The organism is Streptomyces sp. NPDC006516, from assembly GCF_040611875.1.
GTDB lineage: Bacteria > Actinomycetota > Actinomycetes > Streptomycetales > Streptomycetaceae > Streptomyces.
In genome coordinates this window covers 270,855-286,954 of record NZ_JBEXPD010000011.1, presented here as the reverse complement: position 1 = coordinate 286,954, position 16,100 = coordinate 270,855, and the positions used below count along the sequence as shown (strand labels likewise).

Annotated in this window: 13 protein-coding genes and 1 pseudogene; 6 read left to right on the top strand and 8 right to left on the bottom strand. The window is 70.3% G+C overall.

The features are described 5' to 3' along the window. Positions 1-189 precede the first annotated feature (189 nt). The gene (locus ABZY45_RS26860) at positions 190-1,116 is read left to right on the top strand and encodes an oxidoreductase (protein ID WP_356743774.1); all 927 of its coding nucleotides are present in this window, start codon (positions 190-192) and stop codon (positions 1,114-1,116) included. Between the two features lie 154 nt (positions 1,117-1,270). On the opposite strand, the gene ABZY45_RS26855 is transcribed toward ABZY45_RS26860, so the two are convergent. The 5 genes from ABZY45_RS26855 to ABZY45_RS26835 form a co-directional block, all read right to left on the bottom strand. Continuing rightward, on the bottom strand, positions 1,271-2,251 hold the full coding sequence (locus ABZY45_RS26855) for a hydroxyacid dehydrogenase (protein WP_356743772.1): 981 nt from the start codon (positions 2,249-2,251) through the stop codon (positions 1,271-1,273). 95 nt (positions 2,252-2,346) lie between these two features. Beyond that, positions 2,347-3,117: a carbohydrate ABC transporter permease gene (locus ABZY45_RS26850; RefSeq protein WP_356743818.1), complete on the bottom strand. Its 771-nt coding sequence runs from the start codon at positions 3,115-3,117 to the stop codon at positions 2,347-2,349. Positions 3,118-3,299: 182 nt separating this feature from the next. After that, positions 3,300-4,220: a sugar ABC transporter permease gene (locus tag ABZY45_RS26845; RefSeq protein ID WP_356743770.1), complete on the bottom strand. Its 921-nt coding sequence runs from the start codon at positions 4,218-4,220 to the stop codon at positions 3,300-3,302. Positions 4,221-4,512: 292 nt separating this feature from the next. After that, a complete protein-coding gene (locus ABZY45_RS26840; protein ID WP_356743768.1) occupies positions 4,513-5,826 on the bottom strand; it encodes a sugar ABC transporter substrate-binding protein in 1,314 nt (437 codons plus the stop codon). Between the two features lie 133 nt (positions 5,827-5,959). Beyond that, a complete protein-coding gene (locus ABZY45_RS26835; RefSeq protein ID WP_356743766.1) occupies positions 5,960-7,063 on the bottom strand; it encodes a substrate-binding domain-containing protein in 1,104 nt (367 codons plus the stop codon). A 187-nt stretch (positions 7,064-7,250) separates the two neighbouring features. On the opposite strand from ABZY45_RS26835, the gene ABZY45_RS26830 reads away from it, so the two are divergent. Genes ABZY45_RS26830 through ABZY45_RS26820 form a run of 3 tightly spaced genes read left to right on the top strand, consistent with a single transcriptional unit; the run spans position 7,251 to position 12,220 of the window. Continuing rightward, positions 7,251-9,719, top strand: a complete 2,469-nt coding sequence (locus tag ABZY45_RS26830; protein WP_356743765.1) for a polysaccharide lyase 8 family protein — start codon at positions 7,251-7,253, stop codon at positions 9,717-9,719. Beyond that, positions 9,716-10,438: a heparin lyase I family protein gene (locus ABZY45_RS26825; protein WP_356743763.1), complete on the top strand. Its 723-nt coding sequence runs from the start codon at positions 9,716-9,718 to the stop codon at positions 10,436-10,438. Before ABZY45_RS26830 ends, ABZY45_RS26825 begins: the two co-directional genes overlap by 4 nt. A 39-nt stretch (positions 10,439-10,477) precedes the next feature. Next, positions 10,478-12,220, top strand: a complete 1,743-nt coding sequence (locus tag ABZY45_RS26820) for a beta-galactosidase family protein (protein WP_356743762.1) — start codon at positions 10,478-10,480, stop codon at positions 12,218-12,220. A gap of 91 nt (positions 12,221-12,311) precedes the next feature. On the opposite strand, the pseudogene ABZY45_RS26815 reads toward ABZY45_RS26820, so the two are convergent. Continuing rightward, positions 12,312-12,526, bottom strand: a pseudogene (locus ABZY45_RS26815) (hypothetical protein); the annotation flags it as partial. Between the two features lie 147 nt (positions 12,527-12,673). After that, on the bottom strand, positions 12,674-13,501 hold the full coding sequence (locus tag ABZY45_RS26810; protein ID WP_356743761.1) for an alpha/beta hydrolase: 828 nt from the start codon (positions 13,499-13,501) through the stop codon (positions 12,674-12,676). A 69-nt stretch (positions 13,502-13,570) separates the two neighbouring features. On the opposite strand from ABZY45_RS26810, the gene ABZY45_RS26805 reads away from it, so the two are divergent. After that, positions 13,571-14,035 carry a helix-turn-helix domain-containing protein gene (locus ABZY45_RS26805; protein WP_356743759.1) on the top strand — a complete coding sequence of 155 codons (465 nt, stop codon included), beginning with the start codon at positions 13,571-13,573 and terminating at the stop codon, positions 14,033-14,035. Positions 14,036-14,539: 504 nt separating this feature from the next. On the opposite strand, the gene ABZY45_RS26800 is transcribed toward ABZY45_RS26805, so the two are convergent. Continuing rightward, positions 14,540-15,151 (bottom strand): TetR/AcrR family transcriptional regulator, encoded by a 612-nt coding sequence (locus ABZY45_RS26800; protein ID WP_356743757.1) that lies wholly within the window; start codon positions 15,149-15,151, stop codon positions 14,540-14,542. 51 nt (positions 15,152-15,202) lie between these two features. On the opposite strand from ABZY45_RS26800, the gene ABZY45_RS26795 reads away from it, so the two are divergent. Continuing rightward, positions 15,203-15,754: a GNAT family protein gene (locus ABZY45_RS26795; RefSeq protein WP_356743756.1), complete on the top strand. Its 552-nt coding sequence runs from the start codon at positions 15,203-15,205 to the stop codon at positions 15,752-15,754. The last annotated feature ends 346 nt before the right edge of the window (positions 15,755-16,100 follow it).

Below are 16,100 nucleotides of genomic sequence, written 5' to 3'. Positions count from 1 at the left end.
GAAGCCGTCAACAAGGGCTGCCTCGACGTTGCCGACCGGCTCGGGGCGGACGACGCGATCTGGGCCGAGTCATTGCCGAAGCCGTCTTCGCCGAGGACATCCTCGGCATGTTCTTCCAGCTCGTATCACGACACCGCCGAGCGCCGCATGACCGAGCAGCAACCAGCGAATCCGAGGAGCGTGACAACGGTGAACCACTGGACACCCGACGACATCCCAGATCTGAGCGGCCGCACGGCGCTGATCACCGGCGGGAACAGCGGGATCGGACTCGAGACCGCCCGCGCGCTCGCCCGCCACGGGGCCCGCGTCATCCTGGCCGGCCGCAGTCAGACCAAGCTGGACCAGGCCGCGCAGGCTGTGCGCACCGCGACCGCCGAGGCCCGGACGGACACCCTCCTGCTCGACCTCTCCGACCTCTCCTCCGTCCGAGACGCGGCCACCCGAATCGCCGAGACCGAGACGGTTGACCTGCTCTTCAACAACGCCGGCGTGATGAACCTGCCCGAGCGGCGGACCACCCATGACGGCCTCGAGATGACCGTCGGCACCAATCACCTCGGCCACTTCGCCTTCGACGCCCTGCTCTGGCCCGCCGTGCGCCGCTCGTCCGCACCGCGCGTGGTCACCGTCAGCGCCATCGCCGCGCGATGGCCGATGGGCGGACTGGACGACCTGATGAGCGAGAAGAGTTACCGCGCCATGGGCGCCTACGCCAAGTCCAAGCGCGCCAACGTCGTCTACACCCTCGAACTCGCGCGCCGCACCGCGAGCAGCCCCGTCGAGGCACTCGTCGTCCACCCGGGGTCGGCGATGACCGGTCTGCAGCAGCACGGCAACGGCGCTCTGAGCCGCATGATCACCCCGATCGCCGCACGCCTGCTCATGGGCTCGGCCGAAGGTGCGGCCTGGCCCTCCCTGTACGCGGCGACCAGCCCGTACGTCCGGTCGGGCCAGTTCATCGGCCCCGCCGGACGGGACCAGACCTCCGGCACCCCCAGGCCCGCCAAGCTCCCCGCAGGCGCCCACGACCTCGCCGCGGGCAAGCGGCTGTGGGCTGAGAGCGAGCGGCTCACAGGCGTCCCCTTCGACCTCGAAGCCGGAGCCGCCCTCTAGCGTCCGTCTTCACAGGCGCCAGATGGCAGTTCATGGTGGCGTGGTGCGCCGCCATGAACTCGCCTATGCAGAAAGGACGTTACGCGCTGAGCTCGCTTCGAGGGCATCGAGGGGGGACCGCGGGTGGAGCCTGGCCTCTCTTCGGAAGGTGCCGTCACGCTGTCCGGGTCAGGTCCTGGGGCTCCACGCTGTGGGCAAAGGGCATGCCCCGGGCGTAGCGGGTGATCTCGGCGGCTGCGTAGTCGGCCATGCGGCCCAGCTCGCCGCCCAGCGAGCCCGCGATGTGCGGGGTGAGGAGCACATTGGGCAGCCGGAAGAGCGGGGACTCGGGGGGCAGTACCTCGGGGTCGGTGACGTCGAGGACCGCGTGGATGCGTCCGGACGTGAGGTGGGTGATGAGCGCGTCCGTATCGACCAGGGAGCCGCGCGCGGTGTTGATCAGCGTGGCACCGTCGGGCAGCAGGGCCAGGCGCCTGGCATCGAACATGTGATGGGTGTCGGGTAGTTGGGGTGCGTGGATGGAGACGACCTGGCTGAGCCGGGTCAGTTCGTCGAGGCCGACGAGCCGCGCCCCGAGGAGGGCCGCACCGGCGTCGTCCAGATAGGGGTCATGGACCAGGACGGTGAAATCGTACGGCCGCAGCAGTTCGATCACGCGCCGGCCGGTACGCGAGGCGCCGACGATGCCGACGACCCGACGGTAGTTGCCGTGGCCGGCGAAGTAGGGCAGCAGTGGGTACGCGGCGTGCCGCTCACGGTAGACACGCGCGCTTTCCAGGATCCGCTTGCCGGTGAGGAGGATCGCGGCCAGCGTGTATTCGGCGACCGGCAGCGCGTTGGCTGCCGCGGCGCTGGAGACCGTGATGCCGCGCTCCCACACGGCGTCGGTCACATGGTGCTTGACGGACCCTGCCGCGTGGACCACGGCCCGCAGCCGGGGCATCGCCGCGAGCACCTGCTCCGTCAGCTGCGGGCAGCCCCAGTGGGTGATCAGCACCTCCGTCCGGCCGAGGGTCTCGGCGACCGAGGGGTCTGCGAAGTCGGTGACGAGCAGGTCCGGATCGAGGTCGGCCGCCTCGCGGAACAGGTCGATGGCACCCTCGTCGCGCAGGGCGTCGCGGGTCTCCCGCGACATCGCGAGGGCTGTGCGGGGACGCCGCGGAGGCGGTCCGGGCGCGGTAGGGGGAAGGACCTCGGCGGCCGGCGCCGTGGTGTGCCGTGCGGTCATGGTCACTTCACCGCGCCCGCGGTGAGCCCTGAGCGCCAGAAGCGCTGGAGGCAGACGAAGGCGATGATCAGGGGGAGGACCGAGACCAGGGCCCCCACGATCGTCAGCATGTAGAACTCCGGGTTCTGCTGGGAGGACTTGCTCCAGATCGCCAGGCCGAGGGTGACGGGGTAGAGCTTGTCGTCGCTCAGCATGTACAGCGGCAGGACGAAGTTGTTCCAGCTCGACGTGAAGGTGAAGAGGAACAGAGTGACGAAGCCGGGCGCGATCATCGGCAGGCCGACCGAGCGGAAGACGCGCCATTCTCCCGCGCCGTCCATCCGGGCGGCCTCGATCACCTCGTCGGGAATGTACCCCTCGGAGAAGACCCGGGCGAGGTAGACACCGAAGGGGTTGACCAGCAGGGGGACCAGGACGGCCCAGTAGGTGTTGTCCAGGCCCGCCTTGCCGGCCAGGAGGTACTGGGGCAGCACGAGGACGGCGCTCGGGACGAGGACGCCGAGCAGCACCAGGCCGAACAGCTTCTCCTTGTGCGGGAAGTCGTACTTGTCGAAGGCGTAGCCGACTGCCGTGCTGACGAATGTGGAGGCCAGGCAGCCCAGGCCGAAGTAGAGAATGCTGTTGAGCAGCCAGCGCCCGTAGATTCCGTCGCCGTAGGTGAACAGGTCCCCGAGGTTGGCGAAGAGGTTGAAGTCGGCGAAGGTGAATCCGCCGGTGCCGACGAGATCACCGTGGTCCTTCGTGCTGGCGACCAGGAGCCAGGTCAGGGGCATCAGGGTGTAGCAGGCGAAGAGGGCCAGGAGTCCGTTGACGACGGCCTTGGAGGTCCACGAGCGGCTCGGGCGGGCGCGGCCTCGCCGGTCAGGGCGTTGGCGGGGCTGCCGGGTTCGCACCTTCGGCCCGCTCCCCTCGCCTGCCGTGCGGGGGGTGGGCTGCCCGGTGACGGTGTGCGTGGTCATGCTGCCTTCCAGCGGTTGCCGAGCTTGGTGACTGCGTAGGACAGGAGGCCGGCCAGGAGAGCGACAAGGATCGCCGCTGCGGAGGCGAGGCCGTGCTGGTGGTCGACGAACGCCGTCTTGTGGACGTACATCACGGGTGACCAGTCGCGGTTGATGGCCTCTGACTGGGTCGTGAGCATGTAGGGCTCGTTGAAGAGCTGGATGGCGCCGACGCAGGTGAACAGGAGGCTCAGGACCAGGGCGGGACGGATGTGTGGGACCTTGATCCGCAGCGCGGTGCGGATTGCCCCGGCGCCGTCCATCATGGCCGCTTCGAGCGTCTCCCGGGGAATCGCCTGGAGCGCCGCGTAGAGGATCACCATGTTGTACCCGACGTAGTGCCAGGTCACGATGTTGACGACCGAGGGCACGGCCAGCGGCGCGGAGAAGAAGTCCACGCTGACGCCCGCCGAGCCGAACCAGTCCATGAGCGGGCTGAGGCTCGGGGAGTACAGATAGACCCAGATGATCGCCGCGATGACGGTGGGCACCGTGTAGGGCAGGAAGAGGGCGAGCTGGAACAGCCGCTTGGCCCGTGCGACGGTCGAGTCCAGGAGCAGGGCGAGCAGCAGTGCCGCGCAGGTCATGAGCGGGATGTAGATCGCCACGTAGGCGGCGACGTTCAGGAACGAGGCACGCAGGGCGGTGTCGCCGAGTGCGTCGGCGTAGTTGCCGAGGCCGACGAAGACGCTGTCGGTGCCGCCGAAGCCGAGGCCGGAGGACTCTTCCTTGAACAGACTCGTCCAGAGCGCGTAGCCGATGGGGGCGACCATGACGAGCGTGAAGAGGGTGAAGAAAGGTATGAGGTAGGCCGCGGCGGCGCGCTGTCGGGCACGGCCGGTCGAACGGCGGGCAGGGGCTGGGGCTGGAACTGTCATGGGTTCTCCTGACCGGGGCGCCCGGGGCGGCGGGGCCGGAACAGTGGTGGATCGGGTGGCACGGCGGCCTCGGTGGTGTGCCGCTGGGGGTCCGCGCGCTTGAGGGCGCCGGGCATGGCGGCTTTCGTGGTGTGCCGGCGGGGGCGGACGGGCTTCCGCGGCGCTCGCCCCCGGACCGGTCCACCAGGCGGGCCCTTCCGTGGCGCCCGCCCCGCGTCGAGTGGCTACCGCACCAGGTCGAGCCCGGGAGGGCGGACGGGTACCCCCGCGTCGCAGGTCCGCCGCTACGAGGTCAGCCGACCGTCTTCAGTCCGCGGTCGTCGAGGGCCTTCAGCGCCGCCCGCTGAGCCGCTTCGAAGCCGGCCTCCCAGCCGCCCTTGGGCACGGCGCTCTCGAACGCCTCGTTCACCGAACCCTGCACCGGGCCCCAGGTCCAGCCGCCGACGACGGTGTCCACCTGGTCGGCGGCGACCTGGTAGAGGTCGTTGGCGAAATAGCCGTCGGCCGCTCGGGCGAACTCCGCCGCCGCGACCTTCTGCAGACCGGGGGCCGCGGGCAGAACACTGCTCGGCGCCTCGGCATCCGCGAGCCGGGCCTTCATCGCGGCCGGATCGGTGGTGAGCCACTCGATGAATTCGGCCGCTCCCTCGATGTGGTCGCTGCCCTTGGGTACGGCGAAGGAGGTGCCGCCCCAGGTTCCGGTGGCCGGTGTGCCGTCCCATGTGGGAAGCGGCGCCACGGCCCACTTTCCCTTCTGTTCCGGCGTCTGGGATATGAGGCCGGCTCCGCTCCAGGGGGCGCCGATGAAAGCGGCGACCTGATTCTTCTTCTTGGCGGTACTCTCCTCCTCGCTCCATGCGGGGTGGTTGAGCACCAGATCGTCGCGTACCAGGCCGTCCCAGAACTCGGCGACCTTCAGGGCGGGCTCGTCGTCGACGGCCACCGTCCAGGCGTCGCCCTGGACGCCGAAGCCCTGCGAACCTGCCTGCCATGCGAGTCCGTTGATGAACGGGATGTCGCCGCCCTTGGGGATGTTGAGGATGCGGGCCCCCTTGTCAGCGGCCTTGATCTTCTCCGCGGCCTCCCCGAATTCCGCCCAGGTACCCGGGACCTCCACGCCGGCCTTCTCGAACAGGTCGGTCCGGTAGTAGAGGAGCTGTGGGGTGACGTCGAAGGGGACGCCCCACGTACGGCCTCCGGGAGTTACCAGCGACTGGAGGTTCTCGGGGAACGACTTGACCAGCTTTCCGGAGTGTTCGGTCAGATCCTCCAGGTTCCCCTGGCTGGCGAACTCGGGGAGCATCGCGTACTCCATGCCCACGACGTCCGGCGCGTTGCCGCCCTTGATCGCACTGTCGATCTTGGAATAGCCGTCGGTGCCGGCGGTGATCTCGGTGTACTCGACCTTGATGTCTTCGTGGGTGGCGTTGAACTTTTCGACGACCTCTTCGGTGCCGACCATCCAGGACCACATGGTGAGGGTGACCGGCTTGTCGTCCGAGGCCCCGGACGTCCCGCCGCCCCCGCCGCAGGCGGTGGCGAGGAGGGCCAGACAGCCCAGGGATGCTGTGAGCGCGAGGCGGGGTATGCGGTGGGCAGGCTTCATCTGCACGAGCTCCTCGGTGAGCAAGGCGCCTCAGCGATCGGAGGCGATTTCGCTCATCTTTTGCGCAGAACGATCGTCCGTCAAGAGCAAATGACCAACTCGATCAAAACAATCAACTGTCAGGTGCCCGGGATCACCGGGGTGGAGCGCTGGACGCCCGCACCATGAGCCGGGGCACCAGCGAGAGGTGCCGGCTCGGCCCCGCGGCACCGGGGCCTCCTGCGAGCCGGGTGAACATCATCTCGACGGCACTCTCCCCCACTGCCTGCCGAGGCGGGGCCACGGCGGTCAGCGGCACATCGGCCAGCGCCGCCATTTCGTCCTCGTATGCCACCAGCGACATGTCACCCGGGAGGGAGAGGCCGCGTTCGCGCAGCCGTTGCACCACGCCGATCGCGGTCTGATCGTTGTGGACGATCGCGGCGGTGACCCCGCCCTTCGCCACCGACCGGTACAGCGACCGGGCCGCATCCTCCAGGCCGGCCGGGTCATCCGGGTCGACGTTCACGGGCGGAGGCACCGGGAGTCCGCGCGCCGCCATGGCGGCTTCGTACCCCTCCCGGACCTGCGGTGACGTCGGGTTGTCCTGGGCGAGCAGGGAGATCCGCTCGTGCCCCAGCCCGGCGAGGTGGTGGACTGCGACGGCGGCCCCGAGCGCATGGTCGGAGCGCGCGCTGTCCAGTCCGGCCAGCCGGCCCCCGAGAGGGACGCGCCGGTCCACCAGAACGGCCGGGACCCGGAGCGCCAGCAGCTGTTGCTCCTGCTCGGGGCTGGGCACGCCGCGTTCCCAGCTGGGCTGGATCAGCAGGCCGTCGACACCGCCGTCGAGCATCCGCCCGATCTGCGCGGTGTCCTCCTCGGACCGCCAGTGGGCGATGCCGAGCACCAGCCGGCCGCCGCGCGCCGCCACGGCGTCCTGAGCGCCCTTGACCAGCTCCGCGAAGTAGTGCTCCATGCTGGGCACCACCATGCCCAGAACGACTCCGGTGGGCGCCGACGGCGCGGAGGCGTCCACGCCGACGCCGTCGGCGGCCGGGCCGGAGACGGGCGGCTCAGGGCACGTGACCGAACCGTGCAGCCGCATCAGCCGCCCCTGTTCGGCCAGCGTCTCGACATCGCGCCGCACGGTGACGGCCGAGACTCCGAGCTCCTCCGCCAGCTCCGTCACCCGCAGTCCGCCTCGCCTGCGCACGATCTCCAGCACCCGTTCGTGGCGCTGATTGACATGCGACCGCATCTGTCGTCCTCCTGACGATCCCCCAATTGGTGCACGTCCCACCGTACTCTAGTGATCGATTCTTATGAGTCTTACGTATTGAGCATCTTGTGCGTACCGTGCTAGAAACCCACCACCGCACTCGTGCTCCTCCCTCTCGCGTTCCTCCTCCGGTCTTCCCCCTTCTGTCCCTGTCCTTGGAGACGCCATGCCCACACCTTGGTCCCGCCGCGGATTCGTCAAGGCGACGGGAGGTGCCGCCGCCGCGCTGGGTCTTCCCGCAACCGCCTCGGCGACCGTCCTGACCACCTCCGAGCCCGCCCACGCCGCGTCCGCCTCGTCCGCCTCGTCCGCCGAGTTCGAAAGCCTCAGAGCCACCTGGCGCGGCCTGATACTCGGCTCCGGTTTCAGCCCGACCGCGGAGCCGTTCGCCTCCAAGCTCGCCCGGCTGGGCAGGGACGCTGCCGCCTGGCGGGCCGCGATGCTGCCCGCGCCGGGCTCCCTGTGGCCGGGCATGGTGTGGCTGGACCCCGATCCCGACACGGACACCGAGTCGTACACCTACTCCGCGCAGATCCAGCTCACGTTTCAGCGGTTGCGCTCCATGGCGGAGGCCTATGCCCAGCCCGCCACGGGTCTGACCGGGGACGACGCCTTCGCTCGCGATGTCGTGACCGGGATCCGGCACGTGGTGACCGACGTCTTTCACGCAGGTCGAGCCCGCTACGGCAACTGGTACAACTGGCAGATCGGCGGGCCGCACGCGCTGCTGGACGCGGCGACCATCCTTTACGAGCACCTGGACGCCGACCTGATCGCCACGATCACCGAAGCCGTCCGCGCGTTCGTGCCGGACAGTGCGGTGGCCTCGTACACGGGTACCTCGACCGGAGCCAACCGCGTCGACCTGTGCCGGACGATCGCGCTCAGCGGCCTGGTCGGCGAGGACGCCGATCGGCTCGCCCTCGCTTCGAGGGCCCTGTCCCCGGTCTTCCCCTACGTGACATCCGGGGACGGCCTCTACCGTGACGGCTCCTTCGTCCAGCACACGTGGGTGCCCTACGCCGGGTCGTACGGCGCGGATCTGTTCACCGGCCTCAGCCTGCTGTGCGCACTGCTCGCCGACTCCCCTTGGGAGATCACCGACCCGGCCCGGGAGAACTACTTCGACGCCGTCGAACGGGCCTGGGCCCCCTTCCTCTACAACGGCCTGTGCATGGACGCCGTCTCCGGACGCGCCGTCGCACGGGGTCTGCCGCCCGGCGATCCCGGCGGCGCCAACGACGACCATCTGCGCGGCCACTCGATCATCGCCTCCATCGTCGCCCTGGGCCGCGCCGCGAGCCCCGAGCAGAACGCGCGCTGGCGTGCCCTGGCCAAGGGATGGATCCAGCGGGCGTACTTCAGCCCTCCGCACACCAACCCCATGCTCGGCGTCTACAAGCTCGCCCAGCTCCAGAGCGTCGTGGACGACTCCTCGGTCAAGCCCCTGCCCGAGCCGGTCGCACACCGGCTCTTCCCGTCCCAGGACCGGGCGGTGCACCGCCGCCGCGGGTGGGCCGCCTGCCTGTCCATGGCCTCCGACCGGATCGCGCACTACGAATGGGGCAACGGGGAGAACCTGCGCGGCTACCACACCGGGGCCGGCTGGCTGTCCTGGTGGGGGGACGACTCCGCCAACGAGCAGTACTCGCAGACCTTCTGGGCCACCGTGGACCCCAATCGGCTGCCCGGCATCACCGCTTCCAGGAAGCGGCTTGCCGACGGCCAGGGCGGCCAGTGGGGCGCCGAACGCCCCGCGGTGCAATGGGTCGGCGGCACCACCGACGGCACGTACGCCGCGGTGGGCCAGCACCTCAAGGGTCTGGCCTCGACGCTGGAGGCACGCAAATCCTGGTTCTTCCTGGACGAGGGCATCGTCTGTCTGGGGGCCGGCGTCACCGCGACGGACGGCGAGGCGGTCGACACCGTGATCGACAACCGCCGCCTCGGCCCCGCCGGCACCCAGGCCCTGACCGTGGACCGCCACCGCAAGCCCGGCGCCCAAGGCTGGACGGAGACGCTGAGCGACCCCGGCTGGGCGCACATCGCCGGCCATGGCGGCTACGTCTTCCCGGCCGGCGGCCGCATCACGGCGCTGCGCGAGGAGCGCACCGGCCGATGGAGCGACATCAGAACCGGCTCGTCCACCGCCCTCCTCACCGACCGCTACCTCACCTTGTACGTTGACCACGGCATCGACCCGGTCGACGGCGCCTACGCCTACGTCCTGCTGCCAGGCGCCAGTGCCGCCCGTACCGCGGCCCATGCCGCGAGCACGCGAGGGCGTCTCAGGACACTCGCCAACACATCACGGGCCCAGGGTGTCCACGTCCCCTCCCTCGGCGTCACCGCTGTCAACTTCTGGGCAGCGGGAACGGTCGGCGACCTCACCGTGAGCGCCCCCTGCTCGGTGCTGATCCGGCACCGGGCCGACGGCACCGCGGTCGTCTGTGTCTCCGACCCCACCCGTACCCTCACCACGCTGACCGTGACGTGGCGGCACCGGATCACCGCGGTCGTCTCCCGCCCCGCCACGGTCGAACAGGCCACACCCGGAAGCAAGCTGACCGTCACATTCGGGGATCTCACCGCCGAGGCGGGCGCCACGCAGAAGATCACGGTGAGGACAGCATGAAGGCGACGGTACGACGTTCCATCGCCGTGCCGGCGGCGCTGGCCTGCCTCCTGGTCTCCGCCACCTCGGCTCGTGCGGCAACCGTCTGGGACGGTGACGCGGCAGGCGGCACCCGGGTATTCGGGAGCGTGGAGTGCGCCGAGCCCGGCAGCCTGGTCACCGCCGCCAACCCGGACGGCCACGGGACCGTCTTCCGGTTCACCAAGCCCGGTGGTCTCGTCCGCTGTGAGTCCCGGGGCATCTCGGTGGGCGGCACCCGGTACGCCTTCACGCCCGGCTCCACCTACTGGCTGGGCTGGGAGTCCCAGCTGTCCACCGTCAGCGGGGACTTCGTGGTGTGGCAGTGGAAGTCGTATCCCGACGCGGCGCAGAACTACCCACTGATCATGACTGTCAAGGACGGCTCGATACGCCTTTTCCACGTCGGCACGGACGCCACCTGGCGCCTGATCTGGTCGGCGCCGGTCTCGGCCGGGGCGTGGAACCGGTTCGCCCTCGGCATCCACACCTCTGCCTCGGCCGCATCAGGCTGGGTGGAACTGTCCTTCAACGGGACCCGGCAGACCTTCGCCGGTGGCGGCACCCGCTATGCCGCACGCACCTGGGACAGCGCCAACGAACCCAAGTGGGGCATCTACGACCGGGACACCCCGCAGAGCGACGCCGTGAACCGACTGGACCGGCTGCGCGTGGGCACCGCCTACGCGGACGTCGGCTGAGCTGCCGTGCGCAACGAGAGAGACGAAGGTGAACCGTCGATGAGCAAACGACCGGCGGACGGCGTTTTCACCGTGACCGACAGCGGATTCGCCCTGGACGGCCGCCCTGTGCGGCTGCTGTCGGGCGCCCTGCACTACTTCCGGGTGCACGAGGCGCAGTGGGCGCACCGGCTGGACATGCTTCGAGCGATGGGACTCAACTGCGTCGAGACGTACGTGCCGTGGAACCTGCACGAGCCTTTTCCCGGACAGTACCGGGACGCCGAGGCGCTGGGCAGGTTTCTGGACGCGGTACACGCAGCGGGCCTGTGGGCCCTCGTCCGGCCCGGACCCTACATCTGCGCCGAATGGGAGAACGGCGGGCTGCCCCAGTGGCTCACCGGCAGCTTGGCAGGGCAGGTCCGCACCAGGAACCGGGCGTACCTGGAGCCGGTGCGGCGCTGGTTCGGCCGCCTGCTGCCGCAGGTCGTGGAGCGCCAGGTCCACCACGGCGGCCCAGTGATCATGGTGCAGGTCGAGAACGAGTACGGCAGTTACGGCTCCGACCAGGAATACCTGCGCGAGCTTGCCCAGATCCTGCGGGACGGCGGGGTGACGGTGCCCCTGTTCACCTCCGACGGGCCCGAGGACCACATGCTCACCGGCGGTTCGCTGCCCGGTGTCCTGGCCACCGTGAACTTCGGCTCGGACCCGGCCGAGGCCTTCCGCACCCTTCGCCGTCACCAGCCCACCGGCCCACTGATGTGCATGGAGTTCTGGTGCGGCTGGTTCGCCCACTGGGGCGCCGGTGAGCCCGAGCCGCGCGAAGCCCGGGACGCGGCGGCGGTACTGCGCGAGATCCTGGAGTGCGGGGCGTCGGTGAACATCTACATGGCGCACGGCGGGACGAGCTTCGGCGGCTGGGCGGGCGCCAACCGCGCGGGCGACCTCCACGACGGCGCCTTCCAGCCGACGGTGACCTCCTACGACTACGGTGCCCCCGTCGACGAACGGGGCAGGCCCACGGAACTGTTCCGGCGTTTCCGCGAGGTACTCGCCGACTTCGCCGACACCCCACCGCCTCCCGTGCCGGCAGCCCCGCCGGTCCTCACGGCGCCGGCCACGGCCGTGCTCGATGCGTGGACACCGCTGGGCGAGGTGATGGACACACTCGGCGGACCAGAGGGAGCTTTTGGTACGGCGCCGACTTTCGAGGACCTCGATGTCGACCGGGGCCTGGTGCGTTACCGCGTCCGTGTTCCCGGCCCCCGCCCCCCACTGCCGCTGTCCCTGCCCGGTGTACGGGACCTGGTCCGGCTGTCCGTCGACGGCATCGACACCCCGGTCGGCACGGCGGTCGCGGGCCCTGCCGAGCTGGAACTATGGGTGGAGTCCCTGGGACGCGTCAACTACGGTCCCCACCTGGGCGAGACCAAGGGACTGACCGGCGGGATCCTGCACGAGCGGCAGTACCTGCACGGCGTGAGCGCACGCGGCCTGCGGCTGGACGCGTTCGACGACGTGAAGGCGGTCGCCGGGCTGCCGTCCCGCCTCCCGGAGCAGGGGGAGCCGGGCCTCTACCGGGGCGGCGTCGACGTATCGAGCCCTGGGGACGCGATGCTGGAACTCCCCGGCTGGGGAAGGGGCTTCGTCTGGGTCAACGGCTTCTGCCTGGGGCGGTACTGGTCCATGGGTCCCCAGTCCGCCCTGTTCGTCCCCGGCCCCGTACTCCGTCCCGGGGCCAACGAGGTGTGGGTGCTGGAGACGGAGCGAACCGACGGCAACCCGGCGCGTCTGGTCTGAGGCCGGTCCCCTCCTGCCTCGGCGGTCACCAGCTCACCGACATCGTCCGGCCTGGCCGCCGGGCGGACGGCAGGAATACCCACCCCCGTTTTCAGCGCCGCCGCATCAGTGCGAGCACGCTCAGGGCGAACATCAGGACGCCCAGGGGCAGGTGGACTGATGGGATGCGGGCGATGCCGAGGACGACCTGGACGGAGGCAAGAATCAGGAAGCCGGTGGCGTGCCGGATATCGCGGGGGAGCCGCCGCCCGGCTTCCACACCAGGACTGCGGCGAGCGCGTACAGCATGGTGGCGCCGTACATCACGCTCGTGGGCAGGAGGGAGCAGGCGTGCGTCTTGCCAGGCCGGCGGCTCATGGCTCCTGAGCGCGTACGGTCCACGGTCGGTGGGTCTGGAGGCTGTTCCGGCACCGTGGCGCTGGGCGTTACCCGGGTTGGTCAAGGCGGCTTTCGTCAGCGCAGGAAGTGCAGCAGCCGGTCGTTCAGCTCCTCGGGTGCGACGGAGGGCAGGGAGTGGTGGGTGGCTCCGGGAAGCACGGCCACTTCGGCGTGCGGGAGTCGCCGGCGAGCTCGGGCCGCGACCTTGGCCGTGTGGTGGGCGCGGCTGTGCTGGGCGAGCAGGACCAGGACCGGCATGTGCAGGCCGGTGGTGCGGGGGCGGGCGCCCGTGACGATCTTGCGGCCGGAGAGAGTGGTGGCTGCTGCGTAGAGGCGCTGCCAGGTCTCGTCCAGCGGGGCGCCGTCGGTCTCCCAGGCCAGGAACGCACGAGCGCGGGCCTGGCTGGGACGGATCAGGGTGGGCAGCGCGCGCAGCAGGTAGTGGGGGCGGAAGGCGGCGAAAACCTGGGTGGGGTCGAGGAGGGCGAGGCGGTCGACGCGCTGCGGTGCCCGCAGTGCGTAGTGGGCGGCCAGCCAGGCACCGTAGGAGTGGCCGCACACGTGCGTGCGGGCGAGGGCAAGGCCGTCCAGGACGGCGTCCAGCCACGCCGTCAGATCGGCGGTGGTCTTCAGTGCGATACCCCGCCGTTCGGTGCGGCCGGCGTCGCCCAGCAGGTCGACGGCATGGACCCGGTAGCGCGCGCCCAGGGCGGGAGCGTTGGCGAACCAGGCCAGTCCGGTGGCCGCCCCGCCCGGCAGCAGCACCAGAGGACGGCCGTCCTGAGGGCCGTACACATGCACGCGGGTGGGACCGTAGGGGGTGGGGACGTCCTGCGCCTCGGTCAAGGCAGGCCAGCGGGAGTGCAGTTGCTCGTAGGCACGGTCGAAGGCGGACAGCGACACAGACTTTCCCCTCGCTCGACGATAATCTCGTTCAGCGAGATAATAGGCAAGAGAAGGTAGGGAGCGTGCATGAAAGACGATCAGAGCCCGGCCATGGAGCTGGTCCACCTGCTGCGCGCGGTGACCGTGCGATTCGACCTGCTCGGCGCCGAGTTCGCCGCCGGCCACGGGCTGCACCCCACCGACGTGCGGGCACTGATCCATCTACTGGATGCGGCACGCGAGGGCACCCGCGCCACACCCGGCCGGCTCGGCGAACAACTACGCCTGAACTCCGCCGGAACGACCGCCCTGGTCGACCGGCTGGAGCGACTTGGACTGATCCGGCGCACCAGGGACACAACTGACCGACGCCGCGTGCTGCTCACTGTGGAGCAGAAGGCCCACGACCTCGGCTGGGCCTTTTTCGGACCGGTCATCAGCGACGTACGGGGCGTCGCCGAGGGCTTCGAGGCAGAAGATCTTCAGACGGTGCGTCGCTTCCTGACAGCGGTTCTCGACTCCGTGCCCGATCGTCTTCCGACCCGGCAATGACGCGGACGAGTTGCGCGCTTCGCGGGGTGCGCCGTGGTTTTGGTCCGGGTGGAGCAGCAGCCGGGACGGAGTGGCGCTGAGGCCGGGCGTCGTCGTGTCGTAGCCGAAGCAGCCCGGTCCGTGCTGTTTTGCGAAGCCGCGGACGGCACGGAGCACGACCGCGGGCGATGCGTTCCGGCGCACGCACCGCCCGCTTCGGTGGTCGTGAGCCGGATCAGCGCTCTCCCGATGTGGCCGGACGCCCCTCGCCCCGCCCGCTGTCGAGGGCGCAAGGCCGCCCGGCGGACGCCCGATGGCCGGCAACTGCTCGCGCATGGCCTGCGAGCTCCGGACGGATCGGTGCCGGGGGCGCGACGAGGCATTGGCTCGCAGGCCGAGCCCGAGCCGTGCCAGGTCGAGGTGGACCCTGTAGCCCTGGATCCGCGCCAAGCCGTCAAGATCGCACTCCGGCCATGACCCTTGCCAGGATCCGCGCGCGGGCCCCGTGGCACCTGCCACCTTGCGTCAGGGTGGTGGTGGCGCGTTCTCCTCGGCGCGGTCGAAGGCGGCCAGGTAGTCGTCAAGAAGCCGCACCTGCCGCGCCGGCGGAAACGCCTCCGGGGCGAACAGCGCCTGGACCACCAGGCCCAGCGCGAAAGACTGGGCCCCGGCCGCCATCTCCGCGGGATCACCGGGGGGCATCTCCCCCAGCTCCTGGGCCGCGACCACCCGCTCGGTCAGCCTGGCACGGCTGTCGGCGTACTTGCGCGCGTAGCCGGCGCTCAGGTGGGGGTCGGCGAGCGCGGCGTCCCAGGAGGACACCCAGACCCGGTTGCTGTCGGTGGCCTCGGGAGTCAGCGGGAGAATGTCCAGCAGCGCGGCCCGCACGGCGGCCAGCCCCGGGCCCGACTCGCGGCGGGGGCGAGAGAACGTACGCTCCTCGAGCAGGGCGAGGGCGTACTCCACCAGCGCGCTCTTGGTGGGGAAATAATGCGTGAGCAAGCCGGTCGTCGCCCCGAGTTCGGCCGCGACCGCGCGCAGGGTCAGTCCGGCGAAGCCGCGCGTCGCCATGACCTGCCAGACCGCCTGGGAGACATCGCGTCTGCGTGCCTCGTGATCACCCTTGGTACGCGCCATGCCGCCACGCTACTTTATCGTAACGACTGTTATGTGAATGGAGAGGTGCTCATGTTCTCGCTGCCGTTGCACGACGATGCCCGTCTCGCCCCGTTGGAGGTCCGGCACGCCGAGGAGTTCGCGGAGCACCTGGACCGGGCGCGTGAACACATCCGCCCGTGGGTCGGGCCGGGGTTCGTCACCGAGGACGTGGGCGGCGCCCGGGCCACGCTCGAGCGGTATGCACAACGCCAGGCCGCCGACGGTGCCCGGCTGTACGGCATCTGGTGGAACGGATCGCTGGTCGGCGGCGTCATGTTCACCGACTTCGACGCGGCGGTCGGCTCGTGCGAGCTCGGTTGCTGGCTGGAACCCTCCGCCGAGGGCCACGGCCTCGTCACGCGGGCCTGTGCCGCGCTGCTGGAGTGGGCGTTCACCACCCGGAAACTGCACCGGGCCGAATGGCACTGCCGGGCCGACAACGACCACAGTTCTGCGGTCGCCAAGCGGCTCGGCATGACACTCGAGGGTGTGCGACGCGAGGCGTGGCCCTACCAGGGCACGCGCTACGACAAGCAGCTCTGGGCTGTCCTTGCTCCCGAATGGCAGTCCACGGGCCGGTGACCGGTGACGGCTGTGTCCGGCGGCCTTGCCGTGGATGCCATGTCTGCTGACGACCTCCGTGATGACCCGCAGTGCTGCTGGAAGGGCACGGGGCCACCGACGCGGGCCTCGCATCGGGGCGGCGGCGAGAGGAACGCCCGTGCGCCCCGGTCAGGGCAGGGGCTGGTGACCTTGACGAGCTCCAGGGTCACCGGTCCGTCCACGTCCGGGTGCAGGAACACCTTCCTCGGACTGGCCGTGTAGAGCTGGATGTCGCCCATGTCCTGGCCGCCACCCGAGTCGTCGGGCTCCAGGTACACGAAGGTCGAGTGCGAAGCGGCACTCCAGGTACCGCCGAAGTCGACGG

Coding starts and splice junctions, on each gene's coding strand:
- ABZY45_RS26855 (WP_356743772.1), bottom strand. CDS start 2,251: ATGTCGCGGGAGACCCGCGACGCCCTGCGCGACGAGGGTGCCATCGAC.
- ABZY45_RS26830 (WP_356743765.1), top strand. CDS start 7,251: ATGCCCACACCTTGGTCCCGCCGCGGATTCGTCAAGGCGACGGGAGGT.
- ABZY45_RS26850 (WP_356743818.1), bottom strand. CDS start 3,117: ATGCCCCTGACCTGGCTCCTGGTCGCCAGCACGAAGGACCACGGTGAT.
- ABZY45_RS26840 (WP_356743768.1), bottom strand. CDS start 5,826: ATGAAGCCTGCCCACCGCATACCCCGCCTCGCGCTCACAGCATCCCTG.
- ABZY45_RS26800 (WP_356743757.1), bottom strand. CDS start 15,151: ATGGCGCGTACCAAGGGTGATCACGAGGCACGCAGACGCGATGTCTCC.
- ABZY45_RS26835 (WP_356743766.1), bottom strand. CDS start 7,063: ATGCGGTCGCATGTCAATCAGCGCCACGAACGGGTGCTGGAGATCGTG.
- ABZY45_RS26825 (WP_356743763.1), top strand. CDS start 9,716: ATGAAGGCGACGGTACGACGTTCCATCGCCGTGCCGGCGGCGCTGGCC.
- ABZY45_RS26805 (WP_356743759.1), top strand. CDS start 13,571: ATGAAAGACGATCAGAGCCCGGCCATGGAGCTGGTCCACCTGCTGCGC.
- ABZY45_RS26795 (WP_356743756.1), top strand. CDS start 15,203: ATGTTCTCGCTGCCGTTGCACGACGATGCCCGTCTCGCCCCGTTGGAG.
- ABZY45_RS26820 (WP_356743762.1), top strand. CDS start 10,478: ATGAGCAAACGACCGGCGGACGGCGTTTTCACCGTGACCGACAGCGGA.
- ABZY45_RS26845 (WP_356743770.1), bottom strand. CDS start 4,220: ATGACAGTTCCAGCCCCAGCCCCTGCCCGCCGTTCGACCGGCCGTGCC.